Consider the following 17279-nt stretch of genomic DNA (forward strand, 5'->3'; position numbering starts at 1 on the left):
ATCCGCACCCCGCGCCGAAGATTGCGGAAGGCCAGGTTGCCGCCACCGCCGGGCAAGCGGTGCAATTCCTCGGCCAGCATCGGATCGAGCCTGCGCGAGGCCTGCGGGCTGTGGCCTGCCTCGATCTCGTAGAACCGGCGCCGGTCGATGATCTCCGGTCCGACGGCAGATGCGGGGCCGGCAGCGGCGCGGCGGGCGGCGGTTCGGGGGGCAGCCCGCCGAGGATCCGGCCCGGCAGCCCGGTAAAGCCGAACAGCAGGTCGAATGTCGCGTTCGGGAAGACGCGGTTGTAGTCGTAATCCTGCCGCACCATCGTATGACCCAGCCGATAGGCCGCGCCCGAGAACTCGACCGGCATGTAGGGCATCTTCTTGAACCGGTAGAACTTGCGTCCGTCATGCAGGATGCGCTCGGCCGCGCCGGGTCCGGCCAGCCGGTCCAGGTAATCATGCAGCACGATCCACTGGTAATGCCAGGTCACGATCTGGCGGGCCTCCTGGAAAAGGGCGCGGCCCTCGACGCCCTGCGCCGCCAGCAGGTCCACGACCGTGTTGTGGAACTTGAGGAAAGCCAGATGCGTCCGGGCGACGATCAGGTTCTCGTCATTGCGGTGATCGCCGATCAGTGCCTGCCCCTCGGGGCTGCGCGGCAGGTCGTTGCGGAACTCGCCCGTGACATTGCCGAAGCCGAAGGTGATGTTGCGCCCGAGCAGCAGCTTCGGCGTCGGTTGTCCGGTGGCGGGGTCGCGGGCATGAAGATGCGGACTGCCATCTGGCCCCGCCCGTAGACGCTGTCGAGATCCAGCGCGGGGCTGCGGAAATTGCGCACCGCGGTCGGGTCGCGCATCTTGTCGCCCAGCGAGGTCAGGTCCAGCGTGATGTCATGGTCGACGAACTGGCGCAGATAGGTGAACCCGGTCGGGATCGCCTTGTTGTGGTCGCTCTGGCCGCCATCGTCCATCATCGCCTCGGCCAGCGCCATCAGCTTGTCGTCATCGACATGCAGCCCGGGCAGGCCGGGGAACATGCGCCCGAAACTGCCCGGATCGTCATGTCCGACAGGTGATCAAGCTGGGCGCGGGTCGGATGGCGGCCGGGGCGCCGTTGGCCGGACTCAGCCCTCGATCGGCTGGGTATCGGGCAGGGTGATGCGCGCGACCTGCTCGGCGATGGGCGCCACCGAAAGCGGGTGGGTCTCGCCCGTGTGCGAGGCCGGGTCGCCGATATCCTGCCAATGGCCGTTCTTGAAGATCTCGAGCGCGTCGAAATTCGACTTGTAGCCCATCTTGGGACTGCCCGGCACCCAGTAGCCGAGATAGACATAGGGCAGCCCGGCCTCGCGGGCGATCTCGATATGGTCGAGGATGATATAGGAGCCCAGCGAACTGCGCGCGCGGTCGGGGTCGTAGAAGGAATAGACCATCGACAACCCGTCATCCAGGATGTCGGTCAGGCTGACCGCGATCAGCGGGCGGCGCCTCTCGCCGTTGTTGGGTTCGGCACTGTATTCCACCACGCGCGAGCGGATCGGCGTCTCCTCGATCATCGCGGCGAACTCGAAAATGTCCATGTCGGCCATGCCGCCATTGGCGTGGCGGCTGTCCAGGTAGCGGCGGAACAGGGCGTATTGCTCTTCGGTGGCCCAGGGCGCGCAGGACTGACGGCGAAGGTCGGAATTGCGCGCCCTTGCCTTGCGCTGGCTGCGATTGGGCCGGAAATCGGCAACCCGGATGCGCGCCGACAGACAGGCCGAGCAATCGGCGCAGGCCGGGCGATAGAGCACGTTCTGCGACCGCCGGAAGCCCTGTTTCGACAGCGCGTCGTTCAGAAGTTCGGCATTGTCGCCCTGCAACGCCGTGAACAGCTTCCGCTCCATCCGGCGCGCCAGATAGGGGCAGGGCTGGGGGGCCGTCACATAGAATTGCGGCGCAAGCGGAAGAGTGTGGCGCATGACGCTCGGGGTCGGACAAAATTCGGTCGTGGTTTCGTCACAAAGCTAACACCCGATTATGCGTGCTGCCAAGAGGAAGGGGCTCAGAACCTTGCAGGACGGTTAATGGCGGCCGTGCCCAGCAGCATGTCATGCAGCCCCTGCGCCCGCGCGCCGGTCAGCATCAGCACGATCGACACCACCTGCGGCAGCACGAAGGCCATGCCGAGCGAGTAGACCAGCGTGTGCAGCGCCGCGGTCTGGCTGTCCAGCCGCTCGCCCCGGCCATTGCGGATCTCGATCGCCATCAGGCGCATCCCCCAGGTGGCCGATCCGTGCGCCAGCGTCGCCACGCGGTAGACAAAACCCACCAACGCCACGAACAGCGGCAGCACGAAGACCGCCGCGAAGGCGGTGAAGGGCAGGACCAGAAGCGCGATCAGCAGGATCAGAACCGTGTCCACCACCCAGGCGACCAGGCGCTTGGTGGGCACGTTCCTGTAGAACTCGGCATGCAGCACGGGGTCGGGCAGGCCCCAGAGGGGATCGGGCTGGTCGGTCATGTCGAACATTTGGGCGGACCTTTCCGGCGGGGCAAGGGGGGCGCGCGCCCTAGGCAGGGCGCGCGGGTCGTGCGATCAGGCACCCACGGGCATTTCGGGCGCCGGGGGCGTCTCGCGGGCGCGGCGGGCCCGGTCTTTCATGAACTGGTCGAACTCGGCCTTGTCCCTTGCCTCGCGCAGCCGGTGCAGCGTGTCGGCCTTGTAGGCATCGAACGCGGCATTGCCCGACGACCGGAATGCGTCGCGCGCACCCGTTTCAGGCTCTTGCTCATCCGCTGCCCTCCGTCCCCGCGGCCGGACCAGCGCCGCACAGGGCAGGGCGCAACCCCGTTGACCCCCGCGCGCGCGCCCGGCATCAAGACGCCATGAGCCTTGCCGCCCGCCTGACCCGTTCGCCCGTCCCGCACGAGCCCGACCGCGCCGTCGAGGCGGCCGGCCGCTTTGCGTCGCAGCCCCCTGAGATCCGCGAATTGCTGGCCGGAACCGCCGGGTGCAGCCCCTATCTCTGGGGGCTGATGGTTCAGGAAACCGGCTGGCTCGAGGCGGCGCTGGCCGCCGACCCGGATGCCGTCCTTGCCGGGCTGCTGGACGAGGTCCGCGCGCTGCCGCTCGATGGGCTGAAATCGGGGCTCCGGCAGGCCAAGCGACGCGCGGCGCTGCTGATCGCGCTGGCCGATCTGGGCGGGGCCTGGCCGCTGGAGCGCGTCACCGCCGCGCTGACCGATTTCGCCGATCTTTGCGTCGACACTTCGCTGAAACGCCTTGTCGCGGCCGAGATCGCGCGCGGCAAGCTGCCCGGCCTGACCGAGGCCGATGCCGGAACCGCGGGCGGCATGGTGGCGCTGGCCATGGGCAAGCAGGGCGCGCATGAGCTGAACTATTCCTCGGATATCGACCTGATCATGCTGTTCGATCAGGATCGCTTTGACGAGGCCGATTTCCACGAGGCACGCAGCGGTTTCGTCAAGATCACCCGCCGGATGACGGCGCTGCTGTCGGAACTTACGGGCGAAGGCTATGTCTTCCGCACCGACCTGCGGCTGCGCCCCGATGCCAGCGTGACGCCGGTCTGCATCTCGATGGAGGCGGCCGAACGCTATTACGAAAGCCTCGGCCGGACATGGGAGCGCGCCGCCCATATCAAGGCCCGGCCCTGCGCGGGCGATATCGCGGCGGGCTGGGCCTATCTCGACCGGTTGCGCCCCTTCGTCTGGCGCAAGCATCTGGATTTCGCCGCGATCCAGGACGCCCATGACATGCGGCTGAAGATCCGCAATCACAAGGGGCTGCACGGCGCGCTGGCGCTGGAAGGCCATGACATGAAGCTGGGGCAGGGCGGCATCCGCGAGATCGAATTCTTCACCCAGACCCGCCAGTTGATCGCGGGCGGGCGCGATGCCGACCTGCGGGTGCGCGGCACGCTCGAGGGGCTGGCGCGGCTTGCGGCCAAGGGCTGGGTGCCGCAGGACGTGGCCGACAGGCTGAGCACGGATTACCGCGCCCATCGCGAGGTCGAGCACCGCTTGCAGATGGTGAACGACGCCCAGACCCACAAGCTGCCGGCCACTGCCGAGGGGCTGGACCGGATCGCGCATTTCTGCGGATGGGGCGATCCTGCCGCCTGGCGGGCGGATCTGACCGCACGGCTGAGCCGCGTCTCGGGCCTGACCGAAGGGTTCTTCCAGCCCGGCCGCCCCGGTACGGACAATGCCCTGCCCGAACTGCCCGAAAACGCGGGCGAGTTCGTCGAGCGCTGGCCGCATTACCCCTGCCTGCGTTCGGCCCGCGCGCGCGAGATCTTCAACCGGCTGAAACCCGACCTTCTGACCCGCCTGACCGCCGCCCCCCGGCCCATCGAGGCGTTCGCCGCCTTCGACGGTTTCCTGTCGGGATTGCCTGCGGGGGTGCAGCTTTTCTCGCTGTTCCAGGCCAATCCGCAGCTTATCGACCTGATCATCGACATCACCAGCGTCTCGCCCGAGCTTGCCCAGTATCTTTCGCGCAATGCGGGCGTGCTGGACGCGGTGATCGGCGGCGATTTCTTCCAGCCCTGGCCGGGGTGCGCGGCATTGCAGGGGGCGCTGTCCGCGCATCTGGCGGCGCTGAAGGATTACGAACGCCAGCTCGATGCCGCCCGCGCCTGGACCAAGGAATGGCATTTCCGCGTGGGGGTGCACTTCCTGCGCGGGCTGATCGACGCGGGCGAGGCGGGACGCGAATATGCCGATCTGGCCGAGGCGGTTCTGGCCGCGCTCTGGCCACATGTGGTGGCGGGGTTCGCGGCCAAGCACGGGGCGCCGCCGGGCAAGGGGGCTGTCGTGCTGGGCATGGGCTCGCTGGGGGCGGGGTCGCTGACGGCGAAATCCGATCTGGACCTCATCGTGATCTACGATGCCGACGGGGTCGAGGCGTCCCAGGGCCGTCGCCCGCTGGCCGCGCGGGCCTACTACGCCCGGCTGACCCAGGCGCTGGTGACCGCGCTGACCGCGCCGATGGCCGAGGGCAAGCTTTACGAGGTCGACATGCGCCTGCGCCCCTCGGGCAATCAGGGGCCGGTGGCGACCTCGCTCCAGAGCTTCCGCAACTACCAGCGCGAGGAGGCCTGGACCTGGGAACATCTGGCGCTGACGCGGGCGCGGCCCGTGGCAGGCGATCCGGCATTGGCCGACGAGGTCGAGGCGTTCCGGCGCGAGCTTCTGACCGACAAGGCGGATCCGGGCCGGGTGCTCGCCGGTGTGGTCGACATGCGCCGCAGGCTGGCCGAGGCCAGACCCGCAAGATCCGCCTGGGACGGCAAGCAGGGGCCGGGGCGGGGGCAGGATATCGAACTGATCGCCTCGGCCGCGGCGTTGATCGCTGCCAGCCCGGCGACCTCGGTGGCCGAGCAACTGGAGGCCGGCGTCGCGTCCGGATGGCTGGGCGCGGACGAGGCGCAGGCGCTTTGCGATACCTATACGCTGTCGCGAAAGGTGCAGGGCGCGGCCCGGCTCATCTCCGAGGCGCCGCTCGATCCGGCCCGGCTGGGCGAAGGCGGGCTGACCTTCCTTTTGCGCGGCACCGGGGCAGAGGATGCGGCAGCGCTCGAGGCGCTGCTTGACCAGGGGCGCGCCAAGGCGGCGGAGGTGATCGAAGCGGTGATCGCACGCGGCCCGGTGGAAGCGCGCGATGCGGATTGAAGCGGCCGACCCCAAGGGGCTGATCCGAGAGGCCTGCCGGATCGAGGAAATCGGGCCCGAGGAATGCCCCTCGATCTTTCTCGACCGGGCGCTGTCGTTGCCCGCGGAGGTCGTCGCAGGGCAGGTATTGAAGCGGCTCATCGCGGAATATGGCGCGGCTGCGCCCGATCATCCGATGACGGCTGTGCTGCGCGCCGGGCTCGACAACGGCCCTGTTGCGCGGCGGCGGGGCGGGGCCCGGGGTCGGCGCAGCTGATCGAAAGCCCGACCGCTGCGGCTAGCGCCCCAGCCCGGCGGCCGCGCGGGCCAGCGCCGTGATCCCCGCCCAGTCGCCCGCCGCCACCACTGCCCCGGGCGCCACCCAGGACCCGCCCACGCAAAGCGTGTTCGGCAAGGCGAGGTAGTCGGCCGCATTTGCCGGACCGATGCCCCCCGTGGGGCAGAAGCGGATGCGGGGCAGGGGAGCGCCCAGCGCCCTGAGCGCCGCGACGCCGCCCGCGGCCTCGGCGGGAAAGAATTTTTGCACGCTGAAGCCTCTTTCAAGCAGCGCCATCGCCTCGGTCGCCGTGGCCGCCCCCGGCAACAGCGGCAGCGCGCCCGCCCGCGCCGCGTCCAGCAGCATAGGCGTCGCGCCGGGGGACACGCCGAAGCGCGCGCCTGCGCCTTGCGCGGCCTCGACATCTTCGGGCGTGATCAGCGTGCCCGCGCCGACGGTCGCGCCCGCGACCTGCGTCATTTCGCGGATCGCCTCCAGCGCGGCGGGCGTGCGCAGGGTGACCTCCAGAACCGGCAGCCCGCCCTCGACCAGCGCCTCGGCCAGCGGGCGGGCATGGGCGGCATCCTCGATCACGAGAACCGGGATCACCGGGGCCTGGCGGCACAGGGTTTCGAGGATCTCGCTGGCAGCGTGGGGCGTCATGGCAGGCCTTTTCGCGGGGTGGCAGGGCGGGTCATGGGTATTTGTGCCAAGAAGAAGTCACAGGATCAGGCTTGCCCCCTCGGTCGCGGGGCCGGCATGGGCGCGGAAGGCCGCGAACAGCTCGCGCCCCATTCCTGTCGCATTGGCCGAAAGGCCCGGGGTTGCGGGCGGGCGGTCGAGCGCTTCGGGTGTCGTGACATCGACCGTACCTGCCACGGCATCCAGCCGGATCACGTCGCCATCCCTTAGCCGCGCAAGCGGGCCGCCCCCGGCCGCCTCGGGCGTGAGGTGGATGGCGGCGGGCACCTTGCCGCTGGCCCCCGACATCCGCCCGTCGGTGACCAGCGCAACCTTGAGCCCGCGATCCTGAAGCACGGCGAGTGTCGGGGTCAGGGAATGCAGTTCCGGCATGCCATTCGCGCGCGGCCCCTGGAAGCGGACGACGACAACGGTATCCCGGGTGAACTCGCCGCGCTTGAAGGCGGCCTTGACGTCCTCCTGGCTTTCGAAGATCCGCGCGGGGGCCTCGATGATGTGGCGCTCGGGCGCGACGGCCGAGGTCTTGACGATGCCGCGGCCAAGGTTGCCCGACAGCGCCTTGAGCCCGCCGCTGGGCTGGAAGGGATCGGCGGCGGGGCGCAGGATCGCGTCGTTCAGGCTGGCGCCCGCGCCCGCAACCCAATGAAGCGCGCCGTCGATCAGCCGCGGTTCCTGCGTATAGCGGTCAAGCCCCGGTCCCGCGACGGTCAGGGTATCGGGATGCAGAAGCCCGGCGCCCAGCAATTCGCCGATCAGATAGCCAAGCCCGCCGGCCGCGTGGAAATGGTTCACATCCGCCAGCCCGTTGGGATAGACCCGCGCCATCAGCGGCGTCACCTCGGACAGTCGGGCGAAATCGTCAAGATCCAGCACGATCCCCGCCGCCCGTGCCATCGCGGGCAGGTGCAGCACCAGGTTGGTCGAGCCGCCCGTCGCCATCAGCCCCACGATCCCGTTGGCAAAGGCGCGTTCGTCCAGCACATGGCCCGCAGGCGTATAGGCGTTGCCCAGCGCGGTGATCTCCAGCGCACGTTTCGCCCCCGCTACCGTCAGTGCATCGCGCAAGGGCGTGTTGGGGTTGACGAAACTGGCGCCGGGCAGGTGCAGGCCCATCACCTCCATCAGCATCTGGTTGGAATTCGCGGTGCCGTAGAAGGTGCAGGTGCCCGGCCCGTGATAGGACGCCATTTCGGCCGCCATCAATTCCTCGCGCCCGATCTCTCCCGTGGCAAAGCGCTGGCGCACGCGGGCCTTTTTGTCGTTGGGCAGGCCGGAGGTCATCGGCCCCGCGGGCAGGAACACCGCCGGGATATGGCCGAAACTGGCGGCGGCGATCACCAGCCCCGGCACGATCTTGTCGCAGACGCCAAGGAACACCGCCGCGTCATAGCAGTCATGCGACAGCGCCACCGCAGCCGCCATCGCGATCACGTCGCGCGAGAACAGCGACAGTTCCATCCCCGCCCGGCCCTGCGTGACGCCGTCGCACATGGCAGGCACGCCGCCCGCCACCTGTGCCGTCGCGCCCGCCTCGGCTGCGGCGGCGCGGATCAGGTCGGGGAAACGTTCAAGCGGCTGATGCGCGGACAGCATGTCGTTATAGGCCGTGACGATGCCCAGATTGGGCGCGCGTCCCTCGGCCAGCCGATCCTTGGCCGCGCCCATCGCGGCATAGGCATGGGCCTGGTTGCCGCAGGTCAGATGCGCGCGCGCCGGGCCCTGCTCGGCGGCGCGGGCAATCCGTTCCAGATAAGCGGCGCGGGTCGGGCGCGACCGCGAAGCGATCGCCTCGGTCACCGCGGCAAGCACGGGGTTCAGCGCCATGGGCCGTCTCCTCGTCCGGGTCGGGGGCTGAGACCGGGTATAGGCGGTTAGCGCTAACAAGGAAAGCCCGCCAGAGGCCAAGCGGGCGACAATCCCCTCTTTTCGCGGCCTCATGGCAGGCGTAAGGAAAGCACATGACCGATCCCCGCCCCACCGTCCGCTTGCGCCCCAAGGTCGAGACCCGCGCGCTTCGCCATGGATTCCCCTGGGTCTATGCCGATGAACTGGTCACCGACCGGCGCACCAAGGCGCTGGCGCCCGGAGCGTTCGCCCTGCTGGAGGATGCCGAACGTCAGCCGCTGGGCCTGGTCACGGTGAACCCTGTCTCGAAGATCATCGCGCGCATGATGGACCCCGACCCCAAGGCGGTGATCGGGCCGGACTGGCTGGCGGCGCGGTTGTCGCGCGCGCTGGCGCTGCGCGAACGGCTTTATGACGCGCCCTTCTACCGGCTGGTCCATGCCGAGGCCGACGGGCTGCCCGGCGTGGTGATCGACCGCTTCGGCGCGACGGCGGTGATCCAGCCCAACGCCGCCTGGGCCGAAAACCATCTGGACGCGCTGGCCGAAGCGCTGGTTTCGGTCACGGGTGTCGCGGCCGTGGTCAAGAACGGCACCGGCCGCGCCCGCGGGCTGGAAGGGCTGGCCGAGGAAACCGTGGTGCTGCGCGGCGCGCTGGAGGGGCCGGTTCCGGTGCCGATGAACGGCGCGGTCTACATGGCCGATCTGCTGGGCGGGCAGAAGACGGGGCTGTTCTACGACCAGCGGCCCAACCATGCCTTCGTGCAGGGGCTGGCGCGGGGCGCGCGCGTGCTGGACGTGTTTTCCCATGTCGGCGGCTTTGCGCTGGCGGCGCTGGCCGGTGGGGCGGTGCATGCGCTGGCGGTGGATGGCTCTGCCCCGGCTCTGGTCCTGGCCGAACAGGGCGCGGCGGCGATGGGTGCGGCCGAGCGGTTCCAGACGCGCCGGGGCGATGCCTTCGACGCGATGGCCGCGCTGGCGGCCGAAGGTGCCCGGTTCGATATGGTGATCTGCGACCCGCCCGCATTCGCGCCCTCGAAACAGGCGCTCGAGGCGGGGTTGCGCGCCTATGAACGGGTGGCGCGTCTGGCGGCGGGGCTGGTGGCGCCGGGCGGTTTCCTTTGCCTGTGTTCCTGTTCCCATGCGGCGGACCTGACGCGGTTCCGCACGGCGTCTGCCCGCGGCATCGGCAAGGCGGGGCGGCGCTCGCAGATCGTCTTCACGGGCTTTGCCGGGCCGGACCATCCGGTGCTGCCGCAACTGGCCGAGTCGGGCTATCTCAAGGCGCTGGTGTTCCGGCTGGCCCCATGAAGGCGCTGCTGGACGCCTGCGTGCTTTATCCCACGGTGCTGCGGGAAATCCTGCTGGGTGTCGCGGCCGAGGGGCTGTTCACCCCGCTCTGGTCGGCGCGCATCCTGGAGGAATGGGCACGCGCCGCGCGCAAGCTGGGACCGATGGGCGAGACGCAGGCCCGCGCCGAGATCGCGCTGGTCCGCACCACCTGGCCGGGGACAGAGGTGGCGCCGAAACCGGGGCTCGAAGCTCGGCTCTGGCTACCCGATCCGGACGATATTCACGTTCTGGCCGCCGCCATCGCCGGCGGGGCCGACCTGATCGTGACCTTCAACGCGCAGGACTTCCCGCGCCAGACCCTCGCCGACGAAGGGTTGCGGCGCGTGGACCCCGACCAGATGCTGCGCGAGCTGTGGCAGGCGCAGCCCGCCGAGGTCGAAGCGGTCGTGGCGCGGGTGCATGCAGAGGCCGAACGGCTGTCGGGCGAGGCGCTGCCCCTGCGCGCCCTGATGAAACGCGCGCGGCTGCCGCGTCTGGGCAAGGCACTGGCCTAGCGCGCGCCTGGTGCCGGGCGTCACTGGCCGGTGACGGCTGTCCAGCGCGCCTCAAGCGTTTCGATGGCCTTGATACGCTCCTCGGTCTTCGGATGGCTCATCAGCCAGGCGGGCATGACCCCGCCACGTCCCGCGGTCAGTTCGTCGAGCTTGTGAAACAGCGATTTCTGCGGCCCGGTCCCGATCCCCGCCTTGGTCAGCAGCGCGGCGGCATAGGCGTCGGCCTCGTATTCGTCCCGACGGCTCAGCCGTGCCGCCAGCAGCGAGGCCAGCGCGTTCGCGATCATCGCCCCGATGCCGGGCAGGAACCGGCCCAGCACCATCGCCAGCGCCGTGCGCAGCGCGTTCTGCCCCGAGAAGTCGATCATCCGCCGCCGCGTATGCCCCAGCGCCACATGGCCCAGTTCGTGCGCGACCACGCTGGCCAGTTCCTCGGCACTGACCTCGCCTGCGCGGTAGCGGTCGTAGAATCCCCGCGTCAGGAAGATGCGCCCGTCGGGGGCGGCCAGCCCGTTCACCGGCGCGATCTCGTAGACATGCACCCGGACCCGCGGCAGATCGAGCGCCTCGGCCATCCGGTCGGTCAGCCGCTTGAGCCGCGCATCGGCCAGTTCGGACGACCGCGCATCCAGCTCGCGCGCGGTGCGCCAGGCCGAAAAATGATACATCGCGAGCGCGTAGAGAACCGCCAGAAGGATCGGTGTGAACTTCAGCATGGGCCAGATATGGGGCAGTCGGGGGGCGCTGGCAATCCGGGGCGCCAACGACTTTCGCGCGACCGGCAACGAAATGTGAACCTCTTGCCCCGATCCTTGCCGCGATGTCACCCGCTCAGAACGAGAGGCGCATGCCCTTGCGCAGACAGATACTCGCACTCGCCCTGCTGGCGGTCTGCACCGGCTTGCCCGGGGCAGCGTCCGCGCAGGCCGTGTCGCTTCTGGGCGAGGGGGGGATCTTCGGCGCGGGCAGCGCACTCGTGCCGGTGCGACATGCCCCTCCCGTGATGCAGGACGCGCCCGATACGGACGAGAGGGCCGGTCCCAGCCTGTTCGCCGGGCGCGAGGGTGCAAGCCTGTTCGCCCCCGGCACCCCGCGGGCCGAGCGGGTGCGCCTGCGCGAGGGGCGGAACGGGCTTGGCCAGGGACCGGTCGGGCTGCGGCTATCGGGAACCAGCGCCTTCTTCGCCGCCAGCGTGCGTGACCTGATCGCCCGGGCCGAGGCCGGGTCCAAGGGCTATGATGCCGTCCAGCACGGCGCGCGCATTCCGCCGCCCCGGCGCCCGACCGAGATGTCCATCGCCGAGATCTATGCCTGGATCAAGGCTACCCCGCGTCAGCCCCATGCCATCGGCCGCTATCAGTTCATCCCCTCGACCCTGCGCCGCCTGGTCAATGAGCTCGGTATCGACGAACGTACGCGGTTTTCGCCCGAGGTGCAGGACCGCCTGGCCGATCTGCTGCTCGAAGAGGCGGGGATGGGCGCGTTCCTGGCGGGCAGCATCGACCGGCGCAGCTTCATGAACAACCTCGCCAGGATCTGGGCGGGCTTTCCCAATTCCAGCGGCAAGTCGCATTACCACGGCTATGCCGGCAACCGCGCCACCATGACCTGGGCGCAGTTCTCGGCCAAGATCGACAGCATCTTCCCGGGTTGAGGACGCGCCTAGCGGCCCAGCGCCTTCATCCCGCGTTCGATCCCGTCCAGCGTCATCGGCACCATCGCCCCTTCGAAGATCCCGCGGATCATCTCGATCGACTGGGTATAGGGCCAGTGGCGTTCCGGCACCGGGTTGATCCACAGGTTGCCCGGCCATTGCGCACGGGCCCGTTCCAGCCAGACGCGGCCCGGTTCTGCGTTCCAGTGCTCGTTCGCGCCGCCCGCAAAGGCGATCTCGTAGGGGCTCATGCTGGCATCGCCGACAAAGATGCACTTGTAGTCCGGCCCGTAGGTGCGCAGCAACTCGGCGGTGGGGATCACCTCGGACCAGCGGCGGCGGTTGTCGCGCCAGACGCCTTCGTAAAGGCAGTTGTGGAAATAGTAATGCTCCAGGTGCTTGAACTCGGAGCGCGCGGCCGAGAAAAGTTCCGCGACCACGCCCACATGGTCGTCCATCGACCCGCCGACATCGAGAAACAGGATCACCTTGACCGCATTGTGCCGCTCGGGCCGGGTGCGCACGTCGAGATAGCCGTGATCGGCGGTGGCGCGGATCGTCTCGTCAAGGTCCAGCTCGTGATGGGCGCCCGCCCGCGCCCAGCGGCGCAGCCGTTTCAGCGCGACCTTGATGTTGCGCGTTCCCAGTTCCACCGAATCGTCCAGATTGCGGAACTCGCGCCGGTCCCAGACCTTGACCGCCTTGCGGTGGCGCGAGACGTCCTGTCCGATGCGCACGCCTTCGGGATTGTAGCCCCAGGCGCCGAAGGGCGAGGTGCCTGCGGTGCCGATCCACTTGTTGCCGCCCTGGTGGCGGCCCTGCTGATCCCTGAGCCGCTCCTTGAGCGCCTCCATCAGCTTGTCGAGCCCGCCCAGCGCCTCGATCTCGGCGCGTTCCTCCGCGGAAAGGTGCCTTTCGGCGAGCTTGCGCAGCCAGTCCTCGGGCAGGTCCAGCGCCTCCAGCACATCGCCGGGGCCGATCTCTTCCAGCCCTGAAAAGCTCTCGGCGAATGCGCGGTCGAAGCGGTCCAGAAGGCGCTCGTCCTTCACCATCACGGTGCGGGCGAGGTAATAGAAGCCCTCGACGTCATAGGTCACCAGTCCCGCCTTCACCCCTTCGAGAAAGCCCAGATATTCCCTCAGCGAAACGGGGATCCCGGCGGCGCGCAGCGACTGGAAGAACGGCAGGAACATGGGCCGCAGGATAGGGCGGCGGCGGCGCGCAGGGAAGGGGGCTCAGCTTCGCCTTGCACGGTTCAGCGCGGCGATCTCCTCGGTCCGGCTGCGCAGCTCGCTGTCGCTGCCGAAGCCGTAGCGACCCCAGCCCAGCGCCTCCTGGCGCACCGTGCGCACCTCGCCCGACCGGCCCAATGCCTCCAGCGCCTCGGCCTTGATCAGCAGAAGCGTTGCCAGAAGGGCCGCGTCCTGCCCGCGCGTCGCCGCGGCGAGATTGGCGTTGGCCATGTCCAGTGCGGCGCGCGGCTGGCCCGCCGACAGCGCGAAGGCGGCCAGATGCATGCCGACATGGGCCAGGTGAATCCGCGTCTCGGGGCGCGCGGCATAGATCTCGCCCGCCTGCAGGAAGGCCGCCAGCGCCAGTTCGGGCCGCTCGCCGATCGACAGCCGCCCCAGCGCGAACAGGCTGAACGCAAGCCGCCCGTCCTGCCATCCGCGCGCGCGGGCGATGGCCACGGCGCGTTCGGCGGCCGCGCGTCGGCGCGGGGCCGAGGTGCCCGCCCCCAGCGCAGTCTCGATCGCCTCGATCCAGTCGCGCGAGGTCTGCGCGACGGGCGCGCCCGCCCGCCCCTCGCCGCGCGGGTTCATCCGCGCCAGCAGCCCCGGCAGGATCTGCGCCACCTGCGCCCGGGTCATGCCCGAGCGCAACTCCGGCGCGTAGTAAATCCGCAGGATCAGCATGTCGAAGCCGGTCAGGACCGTGTGGAAATTGTCGTCGTTGAAGACCGAATCGGGCAGCCGGTAAAGGTCGTTCAGCGGCCCCAGCGCCTGGGCCAGTTCCTCGTGCAGGCAGTCGCGCACCTCCTGCGGGCTGACATCGCCGGGCAGGAAGATCGCCACCCGCTCACGCGTGACCAGCGTGGTCCAGTCCACGGTCGCGCTGCGCCGGGCGCGGCGGTATTCCTCCCAATCCGACACCCTTGGCACGACGAAACAGGCCGCTCGCGGCACAGCGCGCTGCAACCGGGCGCGCGGCAGCACCTCGATGGTGATCTCGGCGGGCTGGTCGGCAGCAACGCGCGCGATGTCGATCCCCGCCTCGCGCCTGAGCCGCGCGATCAGCGCCGCCAGATCGGGGCCCAGGCTGGGCGGCGGCGCCCCCGTCACCCGCACCCGCACCGGCCCCTCGAAACGCGACATCACCGCCAGCGGCCGGCCGCTTTCCATGCGGAAGGACAGGTCCAGGAAATCCCGCGCGATCTGGGCGTTCGAGCGCGTCGGCGGCTCGGCCGGTCGGACCGGAAAGCTCTTCATCGGCGGCAGCGCGGCCGATAGCGGCGGCACCCGGTCGGGCAGTTCCGCAACCGGCGTTGCACAGGCCGCCAGCGCAAGGCAGGCGGCCAGCAGAAGCGCCGCGCGACGCGTCACCGCGGGCCTCGCTCGTATTTGATGAAGGGGGTCAGGCGTCCGATCCGGTCATACAGCGCGCGCGCGGCCGCGTTGTCGGCCGCCGTCGTCCAATAGACGGTCGGCACGTCGCGCGCATCCGCCACAGCATAGACCGCGCGCATCAGCGCCTGCCCGATGCCCCGGCCGCGCAATTGCGGCTCGACGAACAGATCCTGCAGATAGCAGACCCCCTCGGGCTTCCAGCAATGGCGGTGAAAGATGAAATGCACCAGCCCCGCAGGCCGCCCGCCGATCAGCGCCAGACGGCAGCCCATGTCGGGATCGCCCCCATGCAGGAGCCGCGCAAAGGTCGTCTCGAAGACCTCGGGTGCCACCGCCGACTCGTAGAAGTCGAGATAGCCGGACCACAGGCGCCGCCATTCGGGCATGTCCTCGGGGCGCAGCGGGCGGATCGTGACGTCGGACAAGGGGGGACCTTTCGCAAGCGGGGCGGACAGCCGCCCGCTCCCATTCTGGGCGAGCGCGCGGCCCGGCACAAGGGCGCGCAGCCGGTGGGTTGCCGGTGCCTGCGCCGTGGCGGTCCGCCTCAGCCCCGCCGTGCCATGAAGGCCAGCCGCTCGAACAACTGCACGTCCTGTTCGTTCTTGAGAAGCGCCCCGTGCAGCCGGGGCAAGGCGTTGCGTCCGTCGCGGCGCAGATCCTCGGGGGTCAGATCCTCGGCCAGCAACAGCTTCAGCCAGTCCAGCACCTCCGAGGTCGAGGGCCGTTTCTTCAGCCCGTCCATCTCGCGGATCTCGTAGAACTGGGTCAGCGCGGCATGCAGCAGGTCCTGCCTGATGCCGGGGTGATGCACCTCGACGATTCTCTTCATCGTCTCGACATCGGGGAACCGGATGTAATGGAAGAAACAGCGCCGCAGAAAGGCGTCGGGCAGTTCCTTCTCGTTGTTCGAGGTGATAATCACCACCGGGCGGTGGCGCGCGCTCACCGTCTCGCCGGTCTCGTAGACGTGGAATTCCATCCGGTCGAGTTCCTGCAACAGGTCATTGGGAAACTCGATATCCGCCTTGTCGACCTCGTCGATCAGCAGAACAACCTTTTCCGGCGCCTCGAAGGCCTGCCACAGCTTGCCGCGCTTGATGTAATTGGCGATGTCGTGAACCCGTTCGTCACCAAGCTGGCTGTCGCGCAACCGGCTGACCGCATCGTATTCGTACAGTCCCTGCTGGGCGCGGGTGGTCGATTTTATGTGCCATTCGATGAGAGTCATGCCCAGGGATTGGGCAACCTGCCGGGCCAGTTCGGTCTTCCCGGTGCCGGGCTCGCCCTTGACCAGCAGCGGCCGCTCCAGCGCGACCGCGGCATTGACCGCGACGCACAGATCCTCCGAGGCGACATAGCTCTCCGTCGAGTTGAACGCCATGATACTCCCCCGTCAGATCCGACCGCGCTGCACGGACCTTAGCGCCCCTTCCAAAACAGGCAAGCAGCATGTATGAGGCCACAACGCTAGTGACACGGTGCGGCGATCGGGCTATAGCCAGCCCCGTGACGCGCCGGGGAGAGATCGTGATGAATGAGTTTTCGCCCGGTCCAGACAAGGGAGCAGGGATGAAAGCCGAAGTGTTCTTGCCCGACGATTACCGTCCTGCGGAAGACGAACCCTTCATGAACGAGCGCCAGCTCGGATATTTCCGCCGCAAATTGATTGCCTGGAAGAACGATATTCTGAACGAAAGCCGCGAAACCCTTGAAGGGCTTCAGGATTCCAGCCGCAACATTCCCGATGTCGCCGATCGCGCCAGCGAGGAGACCGACCGCGCGCTGGAACTGCGGACGCGGGATCGCCAGCGCAAGCTGGTCGCCAAGATCGACGCGGCGCTGCGCCGGATCGAGAATGGCGAATACGGCTATTGCGAGGAAACGGGCGAGCCGATCTCGCTGAAACGGCTGGATGCCCGCCCCATCGCCACCCTGAGCCTCGAGGCGCAGGAACGGCATGAACGCCGCGAACGGGTGCATCGCGACGACTGAGGCGACGACGGGGGAGGGCGCATGCCCCTGACCGGGCGGAAGGTGACGATCCTCGGGGCCGGCATCGCGGGCCTCGCGGTTGCGACCGCCTTGGCCCGCCGCGGTGCCGAGGCCGTGGTCCTGGAACGCTCCGATGCGATCCGGGAGGTCGGCGCGGGACTTCAGATCAGCCCCAATGGCGTCGCCGTGCTCGAGGCGCTGGGCCTCGGCCCGGCGCTTGCCACCCATGGCGTGCGGGCGCGCGCGGTCCATCTGCGCGATTTCCGCGCGGGGCGCGAGGTTCTGCGGCTCGACCTGTCGACCGGTAGGGGAGCCTATCATTTCATCCACCGCGCGGATCTGATCGAGATGCTGGCCGACGCGGCCCGCGCGGCCGGGGTGCAGATCCGGCTCCTGCACGACATCACCGGCGTCACGATCGCGGATGGCCGCGCCCAGCTGACCACCGCCCAGGGGGCGCAGGCCATGGCCGATCTGCTGATCGGCGCGGACGGTCTGCACTCGGTCGTGCGCGGCGCCCTGAACGGCATGGCCGCGCCCGACTTCACCGGACAGGTTGCCTGGCGCGCGCTGGTGCCCGCCACCGGGCCGGTCGCGCCGGTCGCCCAGGTCTTCATGGGACCGGGGCGGCATCTGGTGCATTACCCGCTGCGCGGCGGCGAGCTGATCAACATCGTCGCCGTCGAGGA

The 17279-nt window shown here is 69.2% G+C and carries 18 protein-coding genes and 1 pseudogene; 7 read left to right on the forward strand and 12 right to left on the reverse strand.

What is annotated here, in order from left to right:
- From ENN83_RS05455 to ENN83_RS05475, 5 genes and pseudogenes are all read right to left on the reverse strand, one after another.
- A partial coding sequence (locus ENN83_RS05455; RefSeq protein WP_349760099.1) for a peroxidase family protein occupies positions 1-715 on the reverse strand: 715 nt, incomplete at its 3' end.
- Positions 622-1026 carry a hypothetical protein gene (locus ENN83_RS05460; protein ID WP_287184967.1) on the reverse strand — a complete coding sequence of 135 codons (405 nt, stop codon included), beginning with the start codon at positions 1024-1026 and terminating at the stop codon, positions 622-624. The genes ENN83_RS05455 and ENN83_RS05460, both read right to left, overlap by 94 nt.
- 87 nt (positions 1027-1113) lie before the next feature.
- The gene (locus tag ENN83_RS05465; protein ID WP_287184970.1) at positions 1114-1950 is read right to left on the reverse strand and encodes an arginyltransferase; all 837 of its coding nucleotides are present in this window, start codon (positions 1948-1950) and stop codon (positions 1114-1116) included.
- A gap of 83 nt (positions 1951-2033) precedes the next feature.
- The gene (locus ENN83_RS05470; protein ID WP_287184972.1) at positions 2034-2492 is read right to left on the reverse strand and encodes an RDD family protein; all 459 of its coding nucleotides are present in this window, start codon (positions 2490-2492) and stop codon (positions 2034-2036) included.
- Between the two features lie 75 nt (positions 2493-2567).
- Positions 2568-2768 (reverse strand): annotated as a pseudogene (locus tag ENN83_RS05475) (DUF2852 domain-containing protein); the annotation flags it as partial.
- A gap of 89 nt (positions 2769-2857) precedes the next feature.
- On the opposite strand from ENN83_RS05475, the gene ENN83_RS05480 reads away from it, so the two are divergent.
- On the forward strand, positions 2858-5668 hold the full coding sequence (locus ENN83_RS05480) for a glutamine-synthetase adenylyltransferase (protein WP_287184974.1): 2811 nt from the start codon (positions 2858-2860) through the stop codon (positions 5666-5668).
- Positions 5658-5924: a hypothetical protein gene (locus ENN83_RS05485; protein WP_287184976.1), complete on the forward strand. Its 267-nt coding sequence runs from the start codon at positions 5658-5660 to the stop codon at positions 5922-5924. Before ENN83_RS05480 ends, ENN83_RS05485 begins: the two co-directional genes overlap by 11 nt.
- A gap of 21 nt (positions 5925-5945) precedes the next feature.
- On the opposite strand, the gene eda is transcribed toward ENN83_RS05485, so the two are convergent.
- Both eda and edd read right to left on the reverse strand, forming a co-directional pair.
- Positions 5946-6587 carry a bifunctional 4-hydroxy-2-oxoglutarate aldolase/2-dehydro-3-deoxy-phosphogluconate aldolase gene (gene eda, locus ENN83_RS05490; RefSeq protein ID WP_287184978.1) on the reverse strand — a complete coding sequence of 214 codons (642 nt, stop codon included), beginning with the start codon at positions 6585-6587 and terminating at the stop codon, positions 5946-5948.
- Between the two features lie 57 nt (positions 6588-6644).
- A complete protein-coding gene (gene edd / locus ENN83_RS05495; protein WP_287184981.1) occupies positions 6645-8450 on the reverse strand; it encodes a phosphogluconate dehydratase in 1806 nt (601 codons plus the stop codon).
- Between the two features lie 134 nt (positions 8451-8584).
- Between edd and ENN83_RS05500 the strand changes: the two genes are divergently transcribed.
- Together ENN83_RS05500 and ENN83_RS05505 are read left to right on the forward strand one after the other, a co-directional pair.
- Positions 8585-9781 carry an RSP_2647 family RNA methyltransferase gene (locus ENN83_RS05500; protein WP_287184983.1) on the forward strand — a complete coding sequence of 399 codons (1197 nt, stop codon included), beginning with the start codon at positions 8585-8587 and terminating at the stop codon, positions 9779-9781.
- Positions 9778-10317, forward strand: coding sequence for an RSP_2648 family PIN domain-containing protein (locus tag ENN83_RS05505; RefSeq protein ID WP_287184985.1), 540 nt, complete (start codon positions 9778-9780; stop codon positions 10315-10317). The genes ENN83_RS05500 and ENN83_RS05505 overlap by 4 nt, the downstream gene beginning before the upstream one ends.
- Before the next feature lie 20 nt (positions 10318-10337).
- Here the strand turns inward: ENN83_RS05505 and ENN83_RS05510 are convergent, their stop codons facing one another.
- Positions 10338-11033: a M48 family metalloprotease gene (locus ENN83_RS05510; RefSeq protein ID WP_287184987.1), complete on the reverse strand. Its 696-nt coding sequence runs from the start codon at positions 11031-11033 to the stop codon at positions 10338-10340.
- A 131-nt stretch (positions 11034-11164) separates the two neighbouring features.
- Between ENN83_RS05510 and ENN83_RS05515 the strand changes: the two genes are divergently transcribed.
- Positions 11165-11971 (forward strand): hypothetical protein, encoded by an 807-nt coding sequence (locus tag ENN83_RS05515; protein WP_287184991.1) that lies wholly within the window; start codon positions 11165-11167, stop codon positions 11969-11971.
- Between the two features lie 8 nt (positions 11972-11979).
- Here ENN83_RS05515 and ENN83_RS05520 read toward each other — a convergent pair whose 3' ends face one another.
- The 4 genes from ENN83_RS05520 to ENN83_RS05535 form a co-directional block, all read right to left on the reverse strand.
- Positions 11980-13164: a vWA domain-containing protein gene (locus tag ENN83_RS05520; RefSeq protein ID WP_287184993.1), complete on the reverse strand. Its 1185-nt coding sequence runs from the start codon at positions 13162-13164 to the stop codon at positions 11980-11982.
- Between the two features lie 42 nt (positions 13165-13206).
- Positions 13207-14574, reverse strand: coding sequence for a DUF2927 domain-containing protein (locus tag ENN83_RS05525; RefSeq protein ID WP_287184995.1), 1368 nt, complete (start codon positions 14572-14574; stop codon positions 13207-13209).
- Positions 14571-15023 (reverse strand): GNAT family N-acetyltransferase, encoded by a 453-nt coding sequence (locus ENN83_RS05530; protein WP_287184997.1) that lies wholly within the window; start codon positions 15021-15023, stop codon positions 14571-14573. Before ENN83_RS05530 ends, ENN83_RS05525 begins: the two co-directional genes overlap by 4 nt.
- A 119-nt stretch (positions 15024-15142) precedes the next feature.
- A complete protein-coding gene (locus ENN83_RS05535) occupies positions 15143-15979 on the reverse strand; it encodes an AAA family ATPase (protein WP_287185000.1) in 837 nt (278 codons plus the stop codon).
- Positions 15980-16167: 188 nt separating this feature from the next.
- On the opposite strand from ENN83_RS05535, the gene dksA reads away from it, so the two are divergent.
- A complete protein-coding gene (dksA, locus tag ENN83_RS05540) occupies positions 16168-16590 on the forward strand; it encodes an RNA polymerase-binding protein DksA (protein ID WP_287185003.1) in 423 nt (140 codons plus the stop codon).
- Positions 16591-16611: 21 nt separating this feature from the next.
- Positions 16612-17279, forward strand: a 668-nt coding sequence (locus tag ENN83_RS05545; RefSeq protein ID WP_287185006.1) for an FAD-dependent monooxygenase, incomplete at its 3' end; no start/stop codon positions are given.

It is taken from the genome of Rhodovulum sp., from assembly GCF_011048875.1.
GTDB lineage: Bacteria > Pseudomonadota > Alphaproteobacteria > Rhodobacterales > Rhodobacteraceae > Rhodovulum > Rhodovulum tesquicola.

Excerpts from the sequence above, each read along its gene's own strand:
- ENN83_RS05460 (WP_287184967.1), bottom strand. The coding sequence starts at position 1,026 with ATGTTCCCCGGCCTGCCCGGGCTGCATGTCGATGACGACAAGCTGATG.
- ENN83_RS05465 (WP_287184970.1), bottom strand. The coding sequence starts at position 1,950 with ATGCGCCACACTCTTCCGCTTGCGCCGCAATTCTATGTGACGGCCCCC.
- ENN83_RS05470 (WP_287184972.1), bottom strand. The coding sequence starts at position 2,492 with ATGACCGACCAGCCCGATCCCCTCTGGGGCCTGCCCGACCCCGTGCTG.
- ENN83_RS05480 (WP_287184974.1), top strand. The coding sequence starts at position 2,858 with ATGAGCCTTGCCGCCCGCCTGACCCGTTCGCCCGTCCCGCACGAGCCC.
- ENN83_RS05485 (WP_287184976.1), top strand. The coding sequence starts at position 5,658 with ATGCGGATTGAAGCGGCCGACCCCAAGGGGCTGATCCGAGAGGCCTGC.
- eda (WP_287184978.1), bottom strand. The coding sequence starts at position 6,587 with ATGACGCCCCACGCTGCCAGCGAGATCCTCGAAACCCTGTGCCGCCAG.
- edd (WP_287184981.1), bottom strand. The coding sequence starts at position 8,450 with ATGGCGCTGAACCCCGTGCTTGCCGCGGTGACCGAGGCGATCGCTTCG.
- ENN83_RS05500 (WP_287184983.1), top strand. The coding sequence starts at position 8,585 with ATGACCGATCCCCGCCCCACCGTCCGCTTGCGCCCCAAGGTCGAGACC.
- ENN83_RS05505 (WP_287184985.1), top strand. The coding sequence starts at position 9,778 with ATGAAGGCGCTGCTGGACGCCTGCGTGCTTTATCCCACGGTGCTGCGG.
- ENN83_RS05510 (WP_287184987.1), bottom strand. The coding sequence starts at position 11,033 with ATGCTGAAGTTCACACCGATCCTTCTGGCGGTTCTCTACGCGCTCGCG.
- ENN83_RS05515 (WP_287184991.1), top strand. The coding sequence starts at position 11,165 with ATGCCCTTGCGCAGACAGATACTCGCACTCGCCCTGCTGGCGGTCTGC.
- ENN83_RS05520 (WP_287184993.1), bottom strand. The coding sequence starts at position 13,164 with ATGTTCCTGCCGTTCTTCCAGTCGCTGCGCGCCGCCGGGATCCCCGTT.
- ENN83_RS05535 (WP_287185000.1), bottom strand. The coding sequence starts at position 15,979 with ATGGCGTTCAACTCGACGGAGAGCTATGTCGCCTCGGAGGATCTGTGC.
- dksA (WP_287185003.1), top strand. The coding sequence starts at position 16,168 with ATGAAAGCCGAAGTGTTCTTGCCCGACGATTACCGTCCTGCGGAAGAC.